The organism is Alkalihalobacillus sp. MEB130 (assembly GCF_032335535.1).
Lineage (GTDB): Bacteria > Bacillota > Bacilli > Bacillales > Bacillaceae_D > Halalkalibacter.
In genome coordinates this window covers 155,283-177,227 of record NZ_JAOANA010000005.1, presented here as the reverse complement: position 1 = coordinate 177,227, position 21,945 = coordinate 155,283, and the positions used below count along the sequence as shown (strand labels likewise).

The 21,945-nt window shown below is 37.4% G+C and carries 24 protein-coding genes and 1 riboswitch; of the genes, 21 read left to right on the top strand and 3 right to left on the bottom strand.

Annotation, left to right across the window (positions count from 1 at the left end; genetic code table 11):
* Positions 1-2: 2 nt before the first annotated feature.
* From N0O92_RS07440 to N0O92_RS07410, 7 genes are all read left to right on the top strand, one after another.
* A complete protein-coding gene (locus N0O92_RS07440) occupies positions 3-1,496 on the top strand; it encodes a spore germination protein (protein WP_315614036.1) in 1,494 nt (497 codons plus the stop codon).
* Between the two features lie 12 nt (positions 1,497-1,508).
* Positions 1,509-2,621: a spore germination protein gene (locus N0O92_RS07435; RefSeq protein ID WP_315614035.1), complete on the top strand. Its 1,113-nt coding sequence runs from the start codon at positions 1,509-1,511 to the stop codon at positions 2,619-2,621.
* Positions 2,599-3,705, top strand: a complete 1,107-nt coding sequence (locus N0O92_RS07430; RefSeq protein WP_315614034.1) for a Ger(x)C family spore germination protein — start codon at positions 2,599-2,601, stop codon at positions 3,703-3,705. The genes N0O92_RS07435 and N0O92_RS07430 overlap by 23 nt, the downstream gene beginning before the upstream one ends.
* A 93-nt stretch (positions 3,706-3,798) precedes the next feature.
* Positions 3,799-4,719: a peptidoglycan DD-metalloendopeptidase family protein gene (locus tag N0O92_RS07425; RefSeq protein WP_315614033.1), complete on the top strand. Its 921-nt coding sequence runs from the start codon at positions 3,799-3,801 to the stop codon at positions 4,717-4,719.
* A 75-nt stretch (positions 4,720-4,794) separates the two neighbouring features.
* Positions 4,795-5,184 (top strand): hypothetical protein, encoded by a 390-nt coding sequence (locus N0O92_RS07420; protein WP_315614032.1) that lies wholly within the window; start codon positions 4,795-4,797, stop codon positions 5,182-5,184.
* Positions 5,185-5,462: 278 nt separating this feature from the next.
* Entirely contained in the window at positions 5,463-6,518 is a 1,056-nt protein-coding gene (locus N0O92_RS07415; protein ID WP_315614031.1) for a M14 family zinc carboxypeptidase, read from the top strand.
* A gap of 158 nt (positions 6,519-6,676) precedes the next feature.
* The gene (locus N0O92_RS07410) at positions 6,677-7,411 is read left to right on the top strand and encodes a FadR/GntR family transcriptional regulator (protein ID WP_315614029.1); all 735 of its coding nucleotides are present in this window, start codon (positions 6,677-6,679) and stop codon (positions 7,409-7,411) included.
* A gap of 62 nt (positions 7,412-7,473) precedes the next feature.
* Here N0O92_RS07410 and N0O92_RS07405 read toward each other — a convergent pair whose 3' ends face one another.
* Positions 7,474-7,722 carry a ferredoxin gene (locus N0O92_RS07405; protein WP_315614028.1) on the bottom strand — a complete coding sequence of 83 codons (249 nt, stop codon included), beginning with the start codon at positions 7,720-7,722 and terminating at the stop codon, positions 7,474-7,476.
* A 241-nt stretch (positions 7,723-7,963) separates the two neighbouring features.
* On the opposite strand from N0O92_RS07405, the gene N0O92_RS07400 reads away from it, so the two are divergent.
* The 5 genes from N0O92_RS07400 to N0O92_RS07380 all read left to right on the top strand — a co-directional run bounded on the left by N0O92_RS07400 (position 7,964) and on the right by N0O92_RS07380 (position 11,887).
* The gene (locus N0O92_RS07400; RefSeq protein ID WP_315614027.1) at positions 7,964-9,028 is read left to right on the top strand and encodes a YpbB family protein; all 1,065 of its coding nucleotides are present in this window, start codon (positions 7,964-7,966) and stop codon (positions 9,026-9,028) included.
* The gene (locus N0O92_RS07395) at positions 9,018-10,544 is read left to right on the top strand and encodes a RecQ family ATP-dependent DNA helicase (protein ID WP_315614026.1); all 1,527 of its coding nucleotides are present in this window, start codon (positions 9,018-9,020) and stop codon (positions 10,542-10,544) included. The genes N0O92_RS07400 and N0O92_RS07395 overlap by 11 nt, the downstream gene beginning before the upstream one ends.
* Complete coding sequence (locus N0O92_RS07390) at positions 10,528-11,136, top strand: CPBP family intramembrane glutamic endopeptidase (RefSeq protein ID WP_315614025.1); 609 nt, start codon at positions 10,528-10,530, stop codon at positions 11,134-11,136. Before N0O92_RS07395 ends, N0O92_RS07390 begins: the two co-directional genes overlap by 17 nt.
* A complete protein-coding gene (locus tag N0O92_RS07385) occupies positions 11,129-11,359 on the top strand; it encodes a hypothetical protein (RefSeq protein WP_315614024.1) in 231 nt (76 codons plus the stop codon). The genes N0O92_RS07390 and N0O92_RS07385 overlap by 8 nt, the downstream gene beginning before the upstream one ends.
* A gap of 69 nt (positions 11,360-11,428) precedes the next feature.
* On the top strand, positions 11,429-11,887 hold the full coding sequence (locus N0O92_RS07380; protein WP_315614023.1) for a DUF2663 family protein: 459 nt from the start codon (positions 11,429-11,431) through the stop codon (positions 11,885-11,887).
* Positions 11,888-12,014: 127 nt separating this feature from the next.
* Here N0O92_RS07380 and N0O92_RS07375 read toward each other — a convergent pair whose 3' ends face one another.
* A complete protein-coding gene (locus N0O92_RS07375) occupies positions 12,015-12,242 on the bottom strand; it encodes a hypothetical protein (RefSeq protein ID WP_315614022.1) in 228 nt (75 codons plus the stop codon).
* 539 nt (positions 12,243-12,781) lie between these two features.
* Here N0O92_RS07375 and N0O92_RS07370 point away from each other — a divergent pair.
* The 7 genes from N0O92_RS07370 (at position 12,782) to N0O92_RS07340 (ending at position 19,655) form a co-directional block, all read left to right on the top strand.
* Positions 12,782-13,993, top strand: coding sequence for a M20 family metallopeptidase (locus tag N0O92_RS07370; RefSeq protein WP_315614021.1), 1,212 nt, complete (start codon positions 12,782-12,784; stop codon positions 13,991-13,993).
* 136 nt (positions 13,994-14,129) lie between these two features.
* Positions 14,130-14,513, top strand: a complete 384-nt coding sequence (locus N0O92_RS07365; RefSeq protein WP_315614020.1) for a hypothetical protein — start codon at positions 14,130-14,132, stop codon at positions 14,511-14,513.
* A 59-nt stretch (positions 14,514-14,572) separates the two neighbouring features.
* Complete coding sequence (locus tag N0O92_RS07360; protein WP_315614019.1) at positions 14,573-15,337, top strand: metallophosphoesterase; 765 nt, start codon at positions 14,573-14,575, stop codon at positions 15,335-15,337.
* Between the two features lie 185 nt (positions 15,338-15,522).
* Complete coding sequence (locus tag N0O92_RS07355) at positions 15,523-16,431, top strand: MerR family transcriptional regulator (protein ID WP_315614018.1); 909 nt, start codon at positions 15,523-15,525, stop codon at positions 16,429-16,431.
* Between the two features lie 111 nt (positions 16,432-16,542).
* Positions 16,543-17,142 (top strand): genetic competence negative regulator, encoded by a 600-nt coding sequence (locus tag N0O92_RS07350; RefSeq protein ID WP_315614017.1) that lies wholly within the window; start codon positions 16,543-16,545, stop codon positions 17,140-17,142.
* A 166-nt stretch (positions 17,143-17,308) separates the two neighbouring features.
* Positions 17,309-18,571 (top strand): Glu/Leu/Phe/Val family dehydrogenase, encoded by a 1,263-nt coding sequence (locus N0O92_RS07345; RefSeq protein ID WP_315614016.1) that lies wholly within the window; start codon positions 17,309-17,311, stop codon positions 18,569-18,571.
* Between the two features lie 121 nt (positions 18,572-18,692).
* On the top strand, positions 18,693-19,655 hold the full coding sequence (locus N0O92_RS07340; RefSeq protein WP_315614015.1) for a YpdA family putative bacillithiol disulfide reductase: 963 nt from the start codon (positions 18,693-18,695) through the stop codon (positions 19,653-19,655).
* Between the two features lie 68 nt (positions 19,656-19,723).
* Here the strand turns inward: N0O92_RS07340 and N0O92_RS07335 are convergent, their stop codons facing one another.
* Positions 19,724-20,692, bottom strand: a complete 969-nt coding sequence (locus tag N0O92_RS07335; RefSeq protein ID WP_315614014.1) for an asparaginase — start codon at positions 20,690-20,692, stop codon at positions 19,724-19,726.
* 95 nt (positions 20,693-20,787) lie between these two features.
* On the opposite strand from N0O92_RS07335, the gene prsW reads away from it, so the two are divergent.
* The gene (prsW, locus tag N0O92_RS07330; protein WP_315614013.1) at positions 20,788-21,435 is read left to right on the top strand and encodes a glutamic-type intramembrane protease PrsW; all 648 of its coding nucleotides are present in this window, start codon (positions 20,788-20,790) and stop codon (positions 21,433-21,435) included.
* A 43-nt stretch (positions 21,436-21,478) separates the two neighbouring features.
* Positions 21,479-21,640 carry a hypothetical protein gene (locus N0O92_RS07325; RefSeq protein WP_315614012.1) on the top strand — a complete coding sequence of 54 codons (162 nt, stop codon included), beginning with the start codon at positions 21,479-21,481 and terminating at the stop codon, positions 21,638-21,640.
* Between the two features lie 126 nt (positions 21,641-21,766).
* Positions 21,767-21,869, top strand: a riboswitch (SAM riboswitch).
* The last annotated feature ends 76 nt before the right edge of the window (positions 21,870-21,945 follow it).

Sequence of the window (21,945 nt, the reverse complement as noted above, 5' to 3'; positions counted from 1 at the left end):
TCGTGCTCGGAAAATGGCTGATGAAGCAATTGGTAGGAAATCGAAAAGAGACGTTACAGGATGCTGTTCAATTGTTTCAAAAATCAAGCGATTTTGTCATGTACGATCTTAATAAGGAAAAAAACACATATAAAATTGCTTATTTTCAAACGTTGATTGATAGTAATCGGTTGCAGCGAGATGTATTGCCATATATTAATCGGTCAATAGGTGAAACATTGGAACAGCTAATCGACGATATTCCTGTTCAAGGAAAGGAACTCACAAAGGCTCCGAAGAATGTACGTGAAAAGATGATGCAAGGATTTGTTTTGATCTATGATAAACAGCTTCGTTCTCAATGTGCGCTAGTAGAAGTAGCGATGGATTCGGGCCGGGACGTGGCCCCATCGGAAAATGAATTTACGGTAACAGGACCCCAGGAAGCCTTTATTGAAGCAATTGATACAAATATAAATTTAATTCGAAAACGCTTGCCGTTGCCTCAAATGCAGGTAAAAGAATTGAAGTTAGGGAAACTTACTCAAACACGGGTTTCTATCCTGTATATCGAAGGAATCGTAGATAAAGATAATCTTCGAACAGTAGAACAAAGATTACAGGACATTGAGTTTGATCAAGTTATCGACTCAAGTAGTCTGGCACAGATGATTTCAGATAATCAAATGTCTATTTTTCCGCAGCTGATTAATACACAGAGACCAGAGCGTGTAGCCGCTGCAATTGCTGAAGGAAAAGTTGCTTTTTTAGCAGATGGCTCTCCGGAGGCTGTTTTTGGGCCTACGACTTTGGTTGAATTCTTCTCTTCGTTAGAAGATTACTACATGCCATGGCAAGTCTCTACATCCGTTCGTTTATTACGTTTTCTAGCCGTTGCCTTCTCTGTATTAGCAACACCGATCTACGTTGCTGTCTTGACGTTTCATTATGAACTCATTCCGAGAGATTTGCTTTCAACCATTATTGCATCTAGAAGCAACATCCCATTTCCTCCTATACTTGAAGCCATTTTTCTAGAGTTAACGATTGAATTACTTCGAGAAGCAGGGGCTCGTCTACCGACGAAAGTAGGTCAGACAATTGGAATTGTTGGAGGAATTGTTATTGGACAAGCATCTGTTGAAGCCGGTTTAACCAGCAATATTTTGCTTATTATCGTAGCACTGGCTGCACTTGCTTCTTTTACTACTCCGGTTTACCAAATGGGAAATACTATCCGATTAATTCGCTTTCCTTTTTTATTAGCCGCTGCATTTTTAGGAGGTGTAGGGGTAGCGTTTTGTTCTTTAATTACGATGGTACACTTACTAAATTTAAAATCGCTAGGGCGACCATACTTTGAACCTATATTTCCACCGAGGATTAAAGATTGGAAAGATGCCTTTGTCCGATTGCCGTTTAACTGGATGTCATCTCGCCCCGTTTATTTACGTCCTAGAGATAAGGGAAGGTTTAATTTTAATAGAGCATCTAAGAAGCATGATATTGATGAATGAGGCGGTGAGCAGATGGAACAACCGATTAAGGAAAAATATTTAGTTTCAGGTTTTTTAACCCTCTTTCTTATTAATGGGATGCAAGTAGGTGTTGGAGTACTAAGTTTTCAAAGATCGGTTGTTAAAACAGCAGGATATGATGCTTGGATCTCTGTTTTAGTGGCTGGAATGGTTGTTCATCTCATCATCGCGTGTATGTATATATTGCTAAAGCGGGCAAATGGGGATTGGGTTTCCATTCATCAACAAATTTTTGGGAAATGGATTGGCAATGCACTTTCTTTTATTATTTGCATCTATTTTATTTTATTAGCGACCACCGTACTTCGAGCGTATATTGAAATTGTTCAAGTTTGGATGTTTCCTGACTTACCCACGTGGTCAATGGCTATTGTGGCAGCTATATTTTTTTATTATGTAGTGGCAGGAGGCTTTCGAACTGTTGTTGGGATTACGTTTTTAGGTGTGATCATTCCGGTTGCGTTGGTACCTATTTTATTACTACCTCTTGAATTTGCTAATTTTATCAATATGTTGCCGATTTGGAAACATTCACTTGCAGAACTAGCAATAGGAGCGAAAGAAACGACATTAAGTTTTCTTGGATTTGAACTACTCCTCCTTTACTACCCATTTTTGAAGAAAAAAGAATTGACTCAAAAATGGGCGCACATAGGGGCTTTGCTTACGACCCTCTCTTATACAATTTTAATGATTGTTAGCTTAGCGTTTTATAGCGAAGAACAGCTAAATCGAACGATTTGGGCTACCTTAACGCTGTACAAAGTTGTTCAATTACCTTTTTTGGAACGGTTTGAATACATCGGAATTTCGATGTGGATGTTTTTAATTGCGCCAAATATTGCACTTGCTCTATGGGGAGCAAGTCGATGTGCGAAGCGTATTTTTCAAATGAGTCAACGAATAGCCCTTCTTGTATCTTTAGGAATTATGGCTTTAGTTTCTATTTTTTTACCTACAAGACAAGAAGTAAGTTTATTTAGCGACTGGATTGGAGAAATTGGATTCTATATTGCTTTTGTTTATGTACCTATTCTTGTTTTATTACAAACCATCGTATTAAAGCTAAGGAGGGGAAAGCGTGAACAGACGACTAGCATGTAGTATCATCCTCATGCTTTTATTCTTAACAGGTTGTTTAGAAACTCGGATTGTTGATGAAGTCTCCATGATTCGAGCTGCTGCTTTTGATTTTGATCAGGAGCGGGGACTAAAGATAACAGTTAGCTTTCCTACATTTCCAGAGGAAGCACAACAAGAAGAGTTAAAACAGGGAATCATTCAAGCAACGGGGGAAACAACGAAAGGAACACGAATTGAATTGAATAAAAAATCACAAAAACCGATTAGATTTGGACAAACAAGGTTACTTATGTTCAGTCAAGAGTTAGCTGAACAAGGAATTGAAAGAACGGTTAATGCTATGTATCGAGATCCTTCTGTAGGGAACCGTATCTTACTAGCAATTGCAGAAGGAAATGATGCTGGTTCTTATATTGAAACGGATCTAGGTGACGGGGAATTAGCTGGGGTCCACTTGCCAGAATTAATTGAGCAAAACCAAGATACTAGTATTTTACCCCCGACGAATATGCATGAATTTCTCTTTAGTTTATATAATGATGGGCGCGACCCATACTTACCCATGCTTGGAAAGTCTAGTGAAGAGCACGTGTCTATTATTGGAACGGCCTTATTTTCTGGTGAAACGTATCATTCTTATTTAAATTTAGATGATTCATTTATATTAAAGATGATGCTTGATACAACCAGACAAGCTATTCAACAATTTGAAGTAGAATACGAAGGAGAGCAAAGTTATGTCGTCTTAGAAAAGTTACATAGTGATGTGAGGAGAAACCTCAATAAGTCAGGAAGTGTCCCTGTTTTTACCATTGATATCACTATGGATGGAGCAATAGAAGATTATGATGGGAAAATGAATTTGGATCAAGTTAACATTATTGAAAAAATGGAACAATCAATTGAAGACTTAATATCAACGCGTGGAGAAGAGTTACTTGTTCAATTTCAGCAAGGAGGAATAGATCCACTTGGATTAGGAGAGAAATATCGAAGTACGACTAGGAATTGGGACTCCGAGGAGTGGCAAAATACATTGTATCCAAGTTCTGAATTCCAAGTACATGTCGATGTAAAAATTATCCAATCGGGTGCAGTAGAGTAAAAAGTAATGGAATAAAATAATTAAATCCTCCATAGGATAACAATGTGAAACTTTTGGAAAAATGAGTAGTACCGAGTGTATGAGGAGGAAAACATGGTTGATTTTATAAAACGAATTTGTATTGCCTTGGCCTTAGCAACGTTTTTAGGTTTGTTGTTTATTAGTACGACAACATCGTTTGCTGAAACGAAAGAAGTAGTGCCAGAAGAGCTAGTAGAATCGCTCATCTGGCCTACTGTTGGTGAAATTACGGATACATATGGGACAAGGTGGGGTAAGCATTATGGAATTGATATAGCTGCACCTGAAGGAACAACTGTTGTTACAATTGCTGATGGCATTGTTAGTCGTTCGTATTATTCAGATACATATGGAAATGTTGTCTTTGTTGAACATGATAATGGTCTTGAGACTGTTTATGCTCATCTACATAAAAGAAAAGTGGAAGAAGGACAAGCGATAACAGAAGGTGAAAAAATAGGGACGGTAGGAACAACAGGACGATCATCGGGAAATCACCTTCATTTTGAAGTACATAACGGCAATTGGAATATCGAAAAATCAGAATCCATAGATCCATTTTTAGTGCTGTCACAAGAACCAGAGTATATGTATGCCTCTTTAGGTGAGGATTCTCCGTATGGACAAGATTGGAAACAGAGGGAAATTGTATCTGTTATGAGTCCTGAACGAGACGAAACTTTAATTCATAATCGGAGTAACGGAGAAACAATCGAAGTCACTGTTCAGGCAGGAGATACGTTATGGAGTCTAGCCTCAAAACTCGGTGTCTCGGTAAATGAGTTAAAAGAATGGAATGGCTTAACAGGTGATGTAATAAAAGTAGACGACGTTCTTGTAGTCGTTCAAATGGAAAACGTTCATATCATTCAGTCAGGTGAAACGTTAACATCCATTGCCACTAATTATGGAATAACGGCAAAAGAAATAATTGAGCAAAATCAATTAGAGTCTGACATGATTGTACCTGGACAAACAATCGTAATAAATTAGAGGACAAGTGTGTGAAAACCTTGTCGAATATGGTAAAATTAAGTCAAGTTATCATTGGTAAGGATGAAGAATGAAATGGGACTGCAACAAGTACGAGTCGACACAGAGCTATTTCAATGGCTTAACAAACAAACGGATTTAACTAGCTATCAAGTAGATCTAATTGATGGTTTTATCTTTATGCTAAAAAAGATAAATCAGCACGGTTCGATCCGGATGGTGAATGAAAAAGAACTCCATCCGCGTTTTTGGAAATGTCATGATCGGACTTTTGGGTATGGTTTAATGAGTCCAAAAAAGAAACAGAAGGTCGCACATCTTTATCAATTTTATGTTGATGTTGCATTTACAGAAGGCTTAGTAAAGCGGGAGAATGACCGGATAGTAATTACAGAAAAGGGTCTGTTTTATTTAGGAAAGAATGTAGATGAACAATTAGATCTTTTGTTCACCTATTTTTGGTAATATGAAAAATAATAGGGTGTCCTAGAGGAGAGTTTTTCCTTTTGGGACACCCTATTTTTAGCACTCAATACTATCTACAAAATGAATTCCATCATCTTGTTGCAAATAAATCATTTACATGATCGTCCATTAGTTAGCAGTCTAACTTTCGCCCACGACTGTTGAGTGAGTAGAATGGTCTTACTGGCAATAGTAGATAAGGAAGAGAGAAAAATAAATTCTTGTTGTATGGATGGTGCCTTCCACTCATATATATGAACAGAGGAGGGTGAGGAGACATGAAGCATATTATACAAAAAGGTGAAACATTGAATAAACTAGCTCATCAATATAAACTAAGGCCGTTTGATTTGCTTTTATTTAATCCCCATATTTATTCTTCAAATAGTTATTTAACCCCTGGAATGAAACTGCATATCCCCACCATTCAAAGAGAAGCGGAAATGATGAATGTTGATTACATTACTCATACGGAATTCTCTCAGAACGATGTAGAGAAGATGATACCGTTTGTAAAAGAACTAGGTGTAAAAGTGGATATTATCGGGTATTCTGTTTTGAATCAGCCTATTTATTCTTTTAAAATAGGTACCGGTCCTAAAGAAGTTTTCTATTCTGGAGGTTGGCATGCAAATGAATGGCATACGAGTAAATTTTTGATGCATTACATAAGGGAATTAGCTATATGTCACAAACAAGGAAAAAAGTGGCACGGTTATGAAGTGAAAGATATCTTATCAGAAGTCACTCTTTTTGTTGTTCCATTAGTAAACCCTGATGGAGTTGATTTAGTACTTCAAGGAGTTTATCGTGATCATCCGTTTGAAAAAGAAGTTCTAGAGATTAATAAAGGAATGAGACGATTTGAGCATTGGTCGAGTAATATACGTGGAGTTGACCTTAATCATCAATGGCCAGCGAGGTGGGAGGAAGAGGCTAAAGGAAGTCCACAAATCCCTTGGGCACGCCATTATAGTGGGAGCGGTCCATTAACAGAACCTGAAGCTCAAGCGATTCATCGCTTAACAGTACGTCATTCCTTTTCCTATGTCCTAGCTTTTCACTCCCAAGGTCAGGTGATTTATTGGGGCTATCGAGGACTTGAACCGAAAGAGAGTGAAGAAATGGTCAAACGCCTATCTCTTGTTAGCTCCTATACGCCGGTTCATACTGCTGAAAGTGATGGAGGGTATAAGGATTGGTTCATTCAAGAAACAGGTCGTGCAGGTTTTACTATTGAGGTTGGTGTCGGAACAAACCCGTTGCCACCGGAAGCTTTTTCTGAAATCTGGTCTAACAATTGTTTACTTGCACTTGAAGGACTCATTCTCTAACGTATATGTTTATTGCCAAACCCTCAAAAGGACGGTACAATTTGTCTAAAGAGACAATGGGAGCGCTTTACAGTGACCGTTAATGATTTAATTTAGATACGAAAAGGATCATCTTAATTATTTTATGTAAATAAGAATGATGTTTTGGGGGTAGAACGATGGCAATTGAACAAGTGCGACCTAAAAAAATATATGAAATTGTTGCAGAACAATTAACAGAAATGATCCGAAGTGGGGAAGTTATGCCCGGAGAGCGATTATCTTCTGTGCAGCAACTTGCAGAAGACTTTAATGTAGGCCGTTCAGCTATTCGTGAAGCACTAAGTGCATTAAAAGCAGTTGGACTTGTCGAGATTAAACAAGGCGAAGGGACGTTTGTAAAAAAAATAGATCATGATTTGGTTAGCAATGTAATTCCATCTGTTGAATTTATGAAACAGGAAGATATACAGCAACTATTTGAAATTAGAAAGATCGTTGAAACGGGAGCGGCTTCTTTGGCAGCAAAGAACCGGAGTCAAGAAGACCTACAAAAGATGAAGCTTATTCTTGAAGAAATGCTACGTGCTGAAGGGGATGGAGAAATTGGTGAAAAAGCCGATGTTGAATTTCATATGGCCATTGTCCGATCAACGAAAAATGATATGCTACTTAAATTATTAGAAACGGTATCTGATACGATGCAAGTCTTAATGCGTGAAGCTCGAAGATTATTTTTGTTTTCGGAAAGCGAAAAAATGAAGCAACTATATGATGAGCATATCATTATTTTTGAAGCAATTCAGAATAACGATTCCCAACAAGCATATGAAGCGATGATGACACATATTGTTGGTGTAGAGAAAGCAGTATTCCAAAAGGTGACAACGAAAACTAAATCAGATCATTTATAGACGAAAAGCCTGCTAAGAGTGATCTCTTTGCAGGCTTCATTTCAAACCAAACTTCCCTTTTACTATTCAAACTTTAGGGCATCTCCATCGAACGATTCGTCTGCAACTTTAATGGAGTCTGTTGGGCACCCTTCTTGTGCGTCAATCATATCTTCTTCTAGTTCCTCAGGAATTACAGCAGTCCCTTTGTTATCATCTAGAATTACAAATGCAATTCCCTCATCATCATAATCATAAATATCTGGAGCAGCGGCGCCACAAGCTCCGCATGCAATACAGGTATCTTTATCAACAATTGTGTACTTTGCCATCTTAAAACCCTCCAATTTATTACCATTCGATCATTATTACGAACAGAATTTTAACAAAAAAATGTGATTTTCTACTGATTTATTGTAAAACGGATTGCCAAACTTTTCAACCAATTTTGTTTCAAATTATTTTTCTCTTTCAATATGCTCGTCTTATTTATTTGCTCATTCGATACTTTTCAGCCGCTTTGTTCACTGGAATTTGTTACAATAACTATATAGTGCAAGGTGGTGGATTAACATGGAAACATTAACAATTAGACAAGCAATTATAGCAACAGTTATAGCAACTATCCAAACAGATAGAACGATATACGGTATTTACCATTTATTAAAAGGGAAAAAATCAGCACAAACGATCCAAGATGGCGCTTTTTTTGGAGTTTTTTCTTATTTTGGACTTTTTCCTAAATTAGAACGTAGTGACTTTGAGAACGATATATCACATCTTATTTCAAACCATTTGGCAATAAAAATAGAAGAAGATCGGGTGAAGTTAACTGATTATGGTCAAAAAGAGTTACATCACTTTCAAACTAGAAACCATTATGTTAATGATTTACGCGGATGGGAGTACCAGTCATATGCAGAAGAAGTTTGGTTACGTCTATCCTTGTTTATTCAAGTTATAAGTAATCTTTCAGTAGGAGAAAGGAGTTTTTTTCCTATTACTCACCAAACAAAGATTCAACAATGGGTAAAACAGCATCTTCCGAAGGTAGAGGATATGAATAAGGTAAGCAAACAAATCCATGTTGAATTAGAACGTTTTTTGTCTACATGTTCAAACGTACAAGCTGCGATTTTTGTTCATCAGTTAAGCGGAAGAGGAAAAATTGGGTTAACGAGACAACAAATTGCGGAACAATTACATAGTACCGTTGAAGCGGTTACGGTTATTCAACTTTCAACAATTCATCGTTTTATTTTAACAATGGAGAGAACAGAGGCATTCCCATACTTATCCATATTTGTAGAAGGTCTGAAACCTGCATTTGTATTAACGGAATCAGCTAAACAAACATTTCTTCTCTTGGAAAAAGGGCATACGATTGAAGAGATAAGTGACATGAGAAAATTAAAAAAGAATACGATTGAAGACCATGTAGTAGAGGTAGCAATTCAGAACCCTAATTTTTCAATCCGCCCTTTTGTAAGTGAGGAGGAAGAGAACTTAATATTACACCTTGCAGAAACTCTTCAAACATCTCGTTTACGAACGATAAAAGAACAAATTCCAAAAGAAGTTGAATATTTTATGATTCGATTAGTGTTAGCGAGAAAGAAGGTAGAGAATGGAACTTGAATATGAATTACAAAAGCACTTTGGGTATCCTGAATTTCGAACTGGGCAAAAAGAAGTCATTACAGCTTTAGTAGCTGGGCAAGATGTAGTAGCAATGCTCCCAACAGGAACGGGGAAATCCATTTGTTATCAACTTCCAGCTCTCCTGTCAGAAGGTACAGCTCTAATAGTATCTCCACTATTGTCATTAATGGAAGACCAAGTACAACAACTTCGAAGTGAAGGAATTAAGTCAGTAGTTGCGATTAATAGTTTTATGCAAAAAAACGAACGAAGAAACGTGTTCCGTGATTTGCATAAGTATAAATTAATTTATATTTCACCCGAAATGTTACAAATTCCATTCGTTCAAGAACGTTTATCCAAAATGAAAATTTCTTATTTTATCGTTGATGAAGCTCACTGTATTTCTCAATGGGGGCACGATTTTAGACCGGATTATTTACGGTTAGGCAACGTAAAGCAAGTGCTTGGAAACCCACCTTGCTTGGCTATTACAGCAACAGCCACGAAATCAGTTCAGAAGGACATAAGCAATCGCTTAGTAATGGATCAGCCTCGTTATCTAATCTATTCAGTTGATCGTCCTTCGATCTCATATAGAGTGGAAATATGTGAGACACATGGACAAAAAATGGAACGTGTCGAACAGATTGTTCAATCAATAGCGGGTCCAGGGATGATTTATTTTTCAAGCCGGATGTGGGCAGAAAATGTTGCAGCCTGGTTAAAACAAAAGGATGTAGGAAGAGTCGCTTTTTATCACGGAGGACTTACGACAGAAGATCGACTGTTAATTCAACAACAATTTATGAATGGACAAATTGATGTCATTTGTTGTACTAGTGCGTTTGGAATGGGCATTAATAAAAAGGATATACGATTTGTTCTTCATTTTCATTACCCCGTGGATATGGAGTCCTATGTACAAGAAATTGGTCGAGCAGCAAGAGACGGAAAGCCAAGTGTAGCCATTTTATTGTATTGTGAAGAAGATAGTGGATTAAATAGGCTGCTATTAGAAGGAGACCGATTGACGGATGAGCAATTAAGAGAGTTGTTACAACAAGTAAGACATGTACCAAAATGGACAAATGAAGTGGAAAGAAAGTTGCAGCTACGTATTGGCTGTAGCGACATATCTTGGAGAACAATACGCTATCAATTAGACATAAGAGGAATTCTTGAAGGGGAGCGAGTTAGATCTTTTTCAGTAGACTCTCTTTTTGCGAGTATAAGGGATGAGGAAGACGTTAGGTTGCAAAGCAAAAGAATTAAACTAGAGATGTTTCTACGGTGGATACGAACGACTTCTTGTCGGAGAGAATTGCTTTTAGATTATTTTTCAGAAAAAGTAGAAAAAACTCCAGAAAGTTGCTGTGACAATTGTGGGTCTTCACTTGAGTTATTTGAAAAGAAAGACTATAGGACGTTATCCGCAAATGTACAATCATGGAAAGAGATACTAGAAGATATACTTGGACAGGGTGTAAGCAACGATGAAAAAACAGAGTGAAGTTGTAGCTGAATTAACAGATCATGAACTAAAGCTAAATGTGTATGGAACTCAAGGAATCATGATTATTTTAGCGGGAGTTTTTGGCTTTTTCGTCTTTGACCGTTGGGAAGAGTTCACAGCGCTATTTCAATTTAACATTAACGTAATTCTGCTATTAGGTGGTACAGTTGCCATTTTCATCGTACTTATTGATTTGGTTCTAGAAAAAATGTTGCCACCATCATGGTTGGATGATGGTGGAATTAATGAGCGAGTTTTTAGGGAATTATCTTTACTTGAGTTAACGGTTCTCTGTTTTGTTGTCGCTGTTGCAGAAGAATTGTTATTTCGTGCTGTTTTACAAACGGCCTTTGGTTTAGTGATTGCCAGTACTATTTTTGCCGTTATACATTTTCGGTATCTGCATAAGCCTATCCTTTTTATCAATGTATGGTTAGTTAGTTTTCTTTTGGGTGCTTTATTTTATTGGACTGGCAATGTATTAGTAACTATTTTTGCTCATTTTATGATTGATTTTTTATTAGGTTTAGTGATAAGACATCGATACGTAACGAAAAATAGCGGACGGGAGAGTAATATGTATGACTAAAGATGGGAGAAAATATGATCAAGCAGATCAATTACGTGAGCAGATGGAAACGTTAGAGCCAGAAAATCAAATACAGAAATCATTACCTCCTAGAAGTCAAATTCATCGAAGAACTAGAAAAAAGAAAAAAGTAATACCTTTTTCGTTCCCTCTTATACGTGTGTTACTCTTATTGTTTTTTGTAATAATTATTGCTGCATTAACTTCGCCGTACTGGCTTTAACGACTTGTATATTTTCATTCTAAAACATGTCCTACCTTCATATAGTTCTACTATGGAGGAGGTGGTTGAATGAAGCTGTTTAAAGAATGGAATGTACACAAATATTATGGACCAGAAATAGTGAAAATAATGCTCGAGGAATTGGTTTCAAGGAAAGAAAAATTTGAGAAAATGGAAAAAGCAAAGATGCGTTGGTCTTTCTTTGCTATGGGGTGTGCTGCGTTGTTTCTATTGTTTGGCTCAAGAGCAATTACGAGTCAACAAGTATCTCTTAATACGAATATATTAAGTGCGGTAATTGGACATCCTGCGGTTTTTCTTCTAATGATCCTCCTTTCCATTGGCTTTATTCAATTACGGTATTTTGTGAAAAAAGCAAAGAAAGCAGAAAAGGAATTCGATGAATTGAGAGAAGAAATGATTGATCGGAGCTCTGAGTTATGGGAGAAGGATTCTGATTGGAAAGCACGAGAAGCCCTATATTCTTATATAAAAAAAGAGCATGATATTAATCTTTATCATAAATAAAAGGGGGTTCCAATTTCGAATTTTCCCTTTTGGAACCCCCCTAAAGATATGAGCGAAATGGCAAACTTTAGATTTGAAAGCCGTTTTAAAGTGAATTCTCATATTTCATTTTATTTACTCCGTTCCACTATGCTTCTAAAGGCAAGGCAGGCTTTCCGAAAAATAAGTAAGTTGTTCGGCAAAACTCATAATCGCGAATTTGAATTCTTTCTTCATCAAACCCTTTTATTTGACCAAATGCAAGGGTTTTTCCTTGTTTTGAACAGAAGACTTCTACAGGAATTCCCAGACGGTGATTCAGTTCAAGGTCTTGGTTGGTAACGAGCGATTTGTTTGTTAACTTCGTTAAAATCAAGATGATCACTCCTAGTTGATAATTTTATTTTAAAATGTAAGCGTTTCCTTTTTGCTCTTTCTTTCAGTATAGGGTAAATTTATGTAATTTTCAATTAATTTGTATGTTTTTCTAACAGTTTATAAAGGGGAAAATAAACGGTAGAAGAACGACGATCCAAGTCAAGTTTAAAAGCTTTTACATTTTAAATTGTCTTGATTTTGTCACATTGTTGTTTTTCACCTTTTTCAAATTTATGCTACTATTTATATAGTGTAAATGTGAGAAATGTACTTGAAAATGAGGAGTGGAGCGTAATGACAGCAGTACAATTAGTGGCAATTTTAAGTATTGGTTTATTGGCAATGGCTTCCGCTGTAGCTATGGCAATTTATATGTTGAAAGTATCGGAGCATTCTGAATAAGTTTACCTGTGGGAGACTCATTTGAGTCTCTTTTTTTGTGAAGAAATAGTAAGAATATTTCTAACAAACTTCTATGTAACTATTTTCTTTTAGGGGGACGAAAGGTACAATATAACAATAAAGGAGGGGTGTTCGTTGATAGATAAAATGTTAACTAGATTAGAAGCGTTATATCCAGAGATGGTTGAACTGCGACGAACGTTACATGCGGAACCTGAATTATCTTTTGAAGAGGTCAAAACCCCCACTATGATAGCCGATTATTTAGAACAATTAGGGGTTATGGTGAAACGAAACGTAGGTGGGCGTGGAGTTGTAGGCTACATACAAGGTGGAAAACCTGGGAAAACCGTTGCATTACGTGCAGACTTTGACGCACTTCCAATTCAAGAAGAAACAGGTCTCCCTTTTTCATCCAATCATCCAGGCATCATGCATGCTTGTGGTCATGATGGTCATACTGCAACGTTGCTTGTTCTTGCAAAAGTATTAATGGAGTATCGTGATCAGCTTGAAGGGACTGTAGTACTCATTCATCAATTTGCAGAAGAGTTGGCGCCAGGCGGAGCAATTGAGATGATTAAAGACGGTTGTTTAGATGGGATCGATGCTATTTATGGTACTCATTTATGGTCAACGATGCCACTTGGGCAAGTTGGCTATCGTCAAGGTCCCATTATGGCTGCGGCTGATCGTTTTGAAATAGAGGTTGCTGGTCGTGGGGGGCACGGGGCAAGCCCCCATGAAACAGTCGATTCAATTGCTGTGGCAGCCAGTATTGTGACTCAACTTCAGCACATTGTCAGTCGCAATGTTGATCCATTGAAATCAGCGGTTGTAAGTGTCGGGTCGTTCCATGCGGGAGGGGCATTTAATGTAATAGCCGATAAAGCAACGATTGTCGGCACAGTGAGAACGTTTGATCCGGTTGTTCAGGAATTCATTATAGAACGAATGGAACAAGTGGTTAAAGGTATGTGTGAAGCAATGGGAGCTTCCTATTCTTTCAATTATAAGAAAGGCTATCCAGCTGTAATAAATGATTCAAAAGAGACGAATTACTTTGTTCAGGCCGCAAGAGAAGTGGAAGATGAGATCGAATTATTTGAAATGGAACCTGTTATGGGTGGGGAAGACTTTGCATACTATCTGCAACAAGTACCAGGAACATTCTTTTTTACTGGAGCAGGAAACGAGGAAGAAGGAATCGTTTATCCGCATCATCACCCTAAATTTGATTTTGATGAAAGAGCGATGCTTGTTGCAGCTAAATGTCTAGGTAAGGCAGCACTTGAATTCTTAAATAGAAATAAAAAATTGATGCAAAAAGAAGAACAACCATCCTAATGATGCAATCGTTCATGAATCTTTCATACAGATTCATGAACTTTTTTTAAGTTGAAAGCTTAGTGCAAATTTAAATTAGAAACCGAGTATTCTCTTTTCACTCTGGAGCATAGAGTGTAAAGAGGAGGTGACAGGCTTGCTGTCTATGTGGATTTACAAACGGTTTTTGCTTTTATTACTGGCATATGGTGGAGTCTTAACGGCTATGAATTTATTTCCCAAAGTACCGGTATGGGCTTTTTCTTCCTTTCTTGGAGAAGTGATATTTTCACCACTTAAACTATTAATTGCTATCATTCTTTTTGTCATAGGGTTTCTAGCTTATTCTCTTTTTGTGAGGGATGTAGTAATTATGTGGAAAACAAATTATTCTGTCCCTTTTCACAATCCTAGGCTCATTTCTATTATCATTGCCTGTGTTTCCTGGATTCATTTGTTTATTATAAGTCGTATGTATGCGTTTGTCGTTCTAGCCTTAGCTTTATGGTATGGTATTAAGGATGTTAGATTCAATCGTTAATATTTCATTCTTCTTTAAATTCTTATACAGGAAGGATGAGTTAGAAAGAAGGGTCCGAAATGATTTATTTATTATTGTCATCCATTTTGGCTTTGCTCCTACTACATATGATAATCGAAGCTCGAAGAAACAGAGTGAAGGAGCAAACGTTAGCTTTTGAGTCCTTGCCTACTAGTTTTGATGGTTATCGTATCTTTTTTATTAGTGACATTCATCGAAGAGAGCTTTCGATGTCGATTGTAAATAAAATAAAAGATAAAGCTGATTTGATCATCATAGGCGGGGATATATGTGAAAAAGGGGTGCCATTAAAGCGAGTGGAAATGAATCTTAAACATTTATCATCTGTTGCACCATGTTTATTTATTTGGGGCAACAATGATCATGAGATCGGTGTTGAACATTTACGTTTTCTGTTCAAAAAATATAAAATTACCGAATTGAGTAATGGAATATGGCCCATTCAAAAAGAAGAAGAACAACTGATCGTTGCTAGTGTAGATGATGTAGAAAATGATATTCAGCTTGATTATGAACAAATACCTCATCATAAATTCGCTATCTTGGTTTGTCACTTTCCTGATGTCATAGATGTACTTAAGGCAGATCATCCTTTCTCATTAATATTAAGCGGCCATACGCATGGGGGGCAAATCAGGATTTTTGGATTCGGTATTGCTAAGAAAGGACAATGGATCCATGCGAACTCGTTCATTCAACTTATTAGTAACGGATATGGTACAACGGGTATTCCTTTACGATTAGGCGCTCCTGCGGAAACTCATTTACTTACATTAACGAAAGCAAAAAGAACAGGTGAATAGACACCAGAAACACGCTTACGTACTTTTCCTATGCAAAGGATGTACAAAAAGGGAAGAATCCTTTTTTACATCCTTGTTTCGTTTTACACAAAAGTTTGTTTTCGCTATACTAAATGCTAGATCAAATTGTATCAATAGAAGTTCATGACAGGATGGAATGTCTTTTGAAATTAGGAGGACCGAATATGGCTTTAAAAGAAGGGAAATATAACATAAAGGCGATCTCGAAGATGCTAGGTATTCAAGCAGGAACGTTACGTGCTTGGGAGAGACGTTATCATATCATTGAGCCTGTTCGAAATGCAGCTGGACATAGACTCTATTCTGATGAACATGTTGCCGTATTAAAGTGGTTAATCGATAAAGTGAACAAAGGTTTTACAATAGGACAAGCAGTTGATTTGTTTGAAAAAGGCAATGTAATGATGGAGCAGGCAGAAAATGTTCAATATGAAGATTATTCGATTCAGCTTGCTGATGAACTGTTACGTGCGCTTCTGTCATTCCAAGAAAATAAAGCAAATCAAATATTAAATCAAGCATTTAGTTTGTTTAGCGTAGATAAAGTCACAATTGATATACTAGGTGCATTACTTGTTAAGGTAGGGGCAATGTGGGAAAACAACGAAATTACGGTAGCGCACGAACACTTTGTCACGTCTTTTCTTCGTACGAAAATTGGAACGATCTTTCACGGGTTACCAGTAGATGGTTTTAAACAAAGTGTATTAGCTGTATGTGGACCGAATGAGAATCATGAATTAGGGCTATTAATTTTCACCTTATTTTTAAGAAGAAAAGGCTATGAAGTTGTGTATCTCGGTGCAGGAATTCCTAAATCAGACCTAGAAGTAGTGATACGTGAAATCAACGCAGAAATGTTTTTTACATCTTGTACTATGAGTTCAAATCTAGAAGCTACTTTAACGTTAATTAATGAATTGCAAGCCCTTTTTCCTGAACTAACAATAGGAACAGGTGGATCTGCATTTGAATACTTAAATACGGATCAAACATCTACATATGGAAAATACCTTGTAGGAAATACACGACAAGATTGGGATAATTGGTTAAAAAGGAACCTAAATTTGTAAATAATGGTTGTGTGTATTGAACCTTCTTTTCCGTTCTCTCATATTGTGTAGTAAGACCGTTTTGACGGAACGAACAACCGGAACTGGTGTTCGTATAAAGGAGGGTTTACAATGCGTCTTGAACGTTTAAATACAAACAAATTTAAAGCATTCTTAACCTTTGATGATATGCGTGAAAGAGGATTAACAAAAGAAGATCTTTGGCAAGACTTACCCAAAGTTCATGATTTGTTTCGTGATATGATTCTTGAAGCGGATGATGAACTAGGGTTTAAAGTAGATGGTCCAATTGCAGTAGAAGTGTATGCTATGCCGGCTCAAGGAATGGTGATCATTGTTTCTAAGAATGCTCCTGATGAAGAGTTTGACGAAGAGGGCTTTGAGGAAGGCTATATAGAAATGCAAGTTACGCTTGATGAAACAGAAGATATTTTTTATGAATTTGCCGATATAGAAGATGTAATTGCTCTTTCTTCTCGACTTATTCCTTTCGGCATTCAAGGAGGATCGCTTTATTCATACAATGATCAATACTTTATCAAGTTTGAAGAATTTGATGTGGATTTAGTCGATCAAGCAACTTTTGTCGCACTGCTTGCTGAGTTTGGGAGTCCGTCAACTGTCTCTTCCTATGTTGTAGAAGAGTATGGAAAAAAGCTTATCAAATATGATAGTATTCTTGAGTTGTACCGTACATTTGTTCATAAATAAGAACTGATGATTTCATTGTCAGTTCTTTTTTTCTTTAATAGTTCTCGTTTGTTTTTTTTTGAAATCTTTAATGAAAAGTTATGATTTAAGGTGGAAAAGTGAAGTTTGTTTCATTATAGTAAGAAGTGATTATAGCTTTAATTACCATTATTGAGGTGAAAAGGGAATGGCAGAAAATAACCAGCAAGCAGAACAATTAGATGTGCTTGCATCGACACAAAGTGTCATTAAACAAGCTTTGGACAAGCTTGGCTATCCAGAAGAAATGTATGAATTAATGAAAGAGCCAATTCGTATGTTAACGGTTCGAATACCGGTTCGAATGGATGATGGATCAACGAGAATTTTTACAGGTTATAGAGCTCAGCACAATGACTCTGTTGGTCCTACAAAAGGCGGAGTAAGGTTCCACCCAAATGTGACTGAAAAAGAGGTGAAAGCTCTCTCAATATGGATGAGCTTAAAAGCTGGTATAGTAGACCTTCCTTATGGTGGTGGGAAAGGAGGGATCGTATGTGACCCTCGTGAGATGTCTTTTCGAGAATTGGAACGTGTGAGTCGTGGTTATGTAAGGGCAATCAGTCAAATTGTCGGTCCAACTAAGGATATTCCGGCACCTGATGTTTTTACGAACTCTCAAATCATGGCTTGGATGTTAGATGAATATAGTAGAATTCGTGAGTTTGATTCTCCTGGCTTTATTACAGGGAAACCTCTTGTTCTCGGTGGTTCGCACGGAAGAGAGTCCGCAACAGCAAAAGGGGTTACGATTTGTATCCGTGAAGCTGCAAAGAAAAAAGGAATTGATCTTGATGGAGCGCGAGTAGTGATCCAAGGGTTTGGAAACGCAGGTAGCTTCTTAGCGAAATTTATGCATGATGCAGGCGCTTTAGTCGTGGGGATCTCAGACGCTTATGGGGGACTCTATGATCCAGAAGGATTAGATATTGATTATTTATTAGACCGTCGTGATAGTTTTGGTACGGTTACGAAATTGTTTAGAGAAACGATTTCAAACGAAGAGCTATTGGAATTAGATTGCGATATTCTTGTACCGGCTGCCATAGAAAATCAAATTACAGAGCGAAATGCTCATAATATTAAAGCTTCGATTGTAGTAGAAGCGGCAAATGGGCCAACAAGTATGACGGCAACTAGAATATTAAGCGAACGTGATATCCTTCTTGTTCCAGATGTACTTGCCAGTGCTGGTGGAGTGACGGTTTCTTACTTTGAGTGGGTCCAAAATAACCAGGGCTATTATTGGACGGAGGAAGAAGTAGAAGGGAAACTGGAGAATGTAATGGTCGGTTCTTTTGAAAATATTTATAATTTAGCAAGAACCCGTAAAGTCGATATGCGTTTAGCGGCGTATATGGTCGGTGTGAGAAAGATGGCTGAAGCTTCTAGATTTAGAGGTTGGGTGTAAGGAAAGAGTGGAAGGGAAACTGAAGAACATGGAACCTAACGTACATGAATTTGTTAGGCCAACAGGTGGAATGTAGATTTCTTTCGTTTCCCCTCTTTGATTTAGAAAAGAAGGTGAACATGTGAGGAAAGAAGAAGTTGTGATTGTAGGTGGTGGACCTTGTGGACTTGCAGCTGCTATAGCTTGCATGGATCAAGGGTTAAGTCCGCTTGTTATTGAAAAAGACAATGTTGTAAGTGCGATTCATCGTTACCCAACACACCAAACGTTTTTTAGTACGAGTGAAAAATTGGAAATAGGTGGGGTTCCTTTCGTTATAGAAGAAAGAAAACCAAAGAGAAACCAAGCCCTGGTCTATTATCGTGAAGTTGTAAAGCGAAAGAAAATTCGGGTTCAAGCCTATGAGCAAGTAACAACCGTGCAAAAGCAACTAGAAGGTTCATTTTACATATCAACAACGAAGGCTGAATATGTAGCTGATCATGTTATTATTGCTACAGGGTATTATGATTCCCCTAACTTGATGGGTGTCGCTGGAGAGGGCCAAAGTCATGTACTTCATTATTTTAAAGAGGCACACCCCTATTTCGATATGGATGTAGTGGTTATTGGTGGAAAAAACTCAGCGGTCGATGCGGTACTAGAGCTCGAAAAAGCGGGTGCTCGTGTTACGAATTTATATCGGGGAGGGGAATACTCTAGCAGTGTCAAACCTTGGATTTTACCAGAATTTGATTCTCTTGTTCGTCATGAGAAAATAAAAATGGAATTTAACGCTGAAGTGTTAGAAATAACAGAAAATGAAGTTGTTTATCGAGTTGGTGAAGAAGTTAAAAAAGCTTCAGCTCATTTTGTGTTTGCCATGACAGGATATCATCCTGATCACTCATTTCTAAGGAAAATGGGTGTGCTTGTTGACTCTACAAGCGGCCGTCCTATGTTTGATCCTGAGACGATGGAAACGAATGTAAAAGGACTTTATATTGCGGGGGTTATTGCTGCTGGGAATAATGCAAATGAAATTTTCATAGAAAATGGCAGGTTTCATGGTCAACAAATAGCGAGTTCTATTAAAAACAGCTAATAACAAAAAGTCTGACGCCTAACGTACATGTTAGGGTCAGACTTTTTTATAGGGAAAAACATAATTGCTTACTTGTAGAACAGTTCTTGGATCTTAGCATGGCTTGATGATTTCTCTAAAACAGCCATTAACTTAAGTCGTGCTTTTTGGCCATTTAAACCGTTTGTGAAGATAACCCCGATTTCTTTTAATGTCCGACCTCCGCCTTCATAAGCATACGTGTCTTGAACAACTCCGTTAAAGCAACGTGATACAAGTACAACTGGAATCTCTTGTTCAATAAGACTTTTTAATGCGGGCATAATAATAGGAGGGACATTTCCTTGTCCGAAAGCTTCAATAACTAATCCATCAATTTTTGTTGTAGCAATTGCTTCAACAATCGTTTCGTCCATACCCGCATATACTTTTAATAACGCAACTTTCTTTGTCAATTGATCAACTGGGTGGCAGTCGCGTTTCGTTAATGTGTGATGGAAAAATACTCCTCGCTTTGTCACAATCCCAATAGGACCATATTGGGGACTTTGGAAGGTAGCGATGTTACTCGAATGCGTTTTTGTCACATTTTTTGCTGTGTGAATCTCATCATTGAGTACAACCAATACCCCTTTTCCTTTAGCATCTTCGCTAGCGGCTACTTTAACAGCTGCAATTAGATTATGGGGGCCGTCTGCTCCAAGCTCATTGCTTGATCTCATCGCGCCTGTAAGGATAACTGGGGTGTCCCAATCAAGGATTAAATCTAATAAATAAGCCGTTTCCTCTAGAGTATCGGTTCCGTGAGTAACTACAATTCCATCTAATTGATCTTCTTGTGCGCGTTCTTTTAAACGTTTTGCTAAGTTGACCATTAAGCTAGGAGTCATATGCGGTGATGGTATATTTAAATAATCATCGACAATAACAGACGCAATGGTTGATAGCGATTCAATAGTGGAATATAATGGATTTATTAAGTTTGGTTGAACAGCTCCATGTTCATTTTCTTGCATGGCAATGGTTCCGCCGGTATGTAAAACGAGAATTTTTTTCAAAGAATTCACCCCACTGTCTAACATAATTATTTTATATTATCATATAAGCTTAAGTTTGAGTAATAAATTGTAAAGCAGAGGAAAGGATTGGCAAATTGTTTGCACTAGTGACAGCAGCAGTCGCACCGGGGATGGCATTATTATCTTATTTTTATTTGCGGAACCACTATAGCACGAACGCCGTTTCGCTTGTTTTTAGAACATTTTTAATAGGTGTTTTGCTTGTTTTTCCAGTTATGGTATTGCAGTATGCATTCACGGCAGAAGGATATTTAACACATCCGGTTGCTAAAGCTTTTATTCTATATGGATTTGTGGAAGAGTTTTTTAAATGGTTGCTTCTTTGGTTATTTGCGTATCAACATGCTACATTTGCGAGACGCTATGATGGTATTGTCTATGGGGTTTCTTTATCCTTAGGTTTTGCCACATTAGAGAATGTCATTTATTTAATAGCAAATGGATTAGAGACAGCTTTCGGACGTGCGTTATTACCTGTATCTAGTCATGCTCTTTACGGAGTAATCATGGGGTATTATATGGGTAGGGCGAAAGTAGAAGTAGAAAAACGGCGACAACATTTGACGATGTCATTATTGTTGCCAATTCTTTTACATGGAGTATATGATTTTATTTTGTTGTTTTTCGGAATGTATTTTTTAATTGGGCTAATTCCGTTTATGTTTTTTCTATGGTGGGTAGCGTTAAAAAAGGTGAAACGAGCTCATCAATTAGATTGGTAAATGATGCGTTTTGGAAATTTAATTTAGTAAAGGTGTGATAAGCATGGCAGAACAACGTTATCGAATTGTGATTCGTTGTCCCGTATGTAGTGAAAAATATATTCTTCGTGGAAGAAGAAATGAAAAAGGTGAGTATGAAACAGGATTCAAACGTTGCATATGTGGCAACGAAGAAAATTTAAATGTGGATGCTACATTAGAGTAATAGTTGATAGGAGCGTTGCAATGAATGGATTTAGCTTCGCTTTGCTGTCTTGTGTGAAAAATTACTCTTGCAAAAGTATGAAATTTGGTGTAATTTTGACTATATGAAAAATATGAATAATTCATTTTCTTATCAAGAGAGACGGAGGGACTGGCCCGACGATGTCTCAGCAACCAGCCGAGTCGGTCAGGTGCTAAATCCATCAAGTCATAGACTTGAAAGATAAGAAGAGGCGATTGAAACGACAACCACCTTCTTCTTATCATGTAGAAGGTGGTTTTTCTCTATATTTAATAGAATTTTGG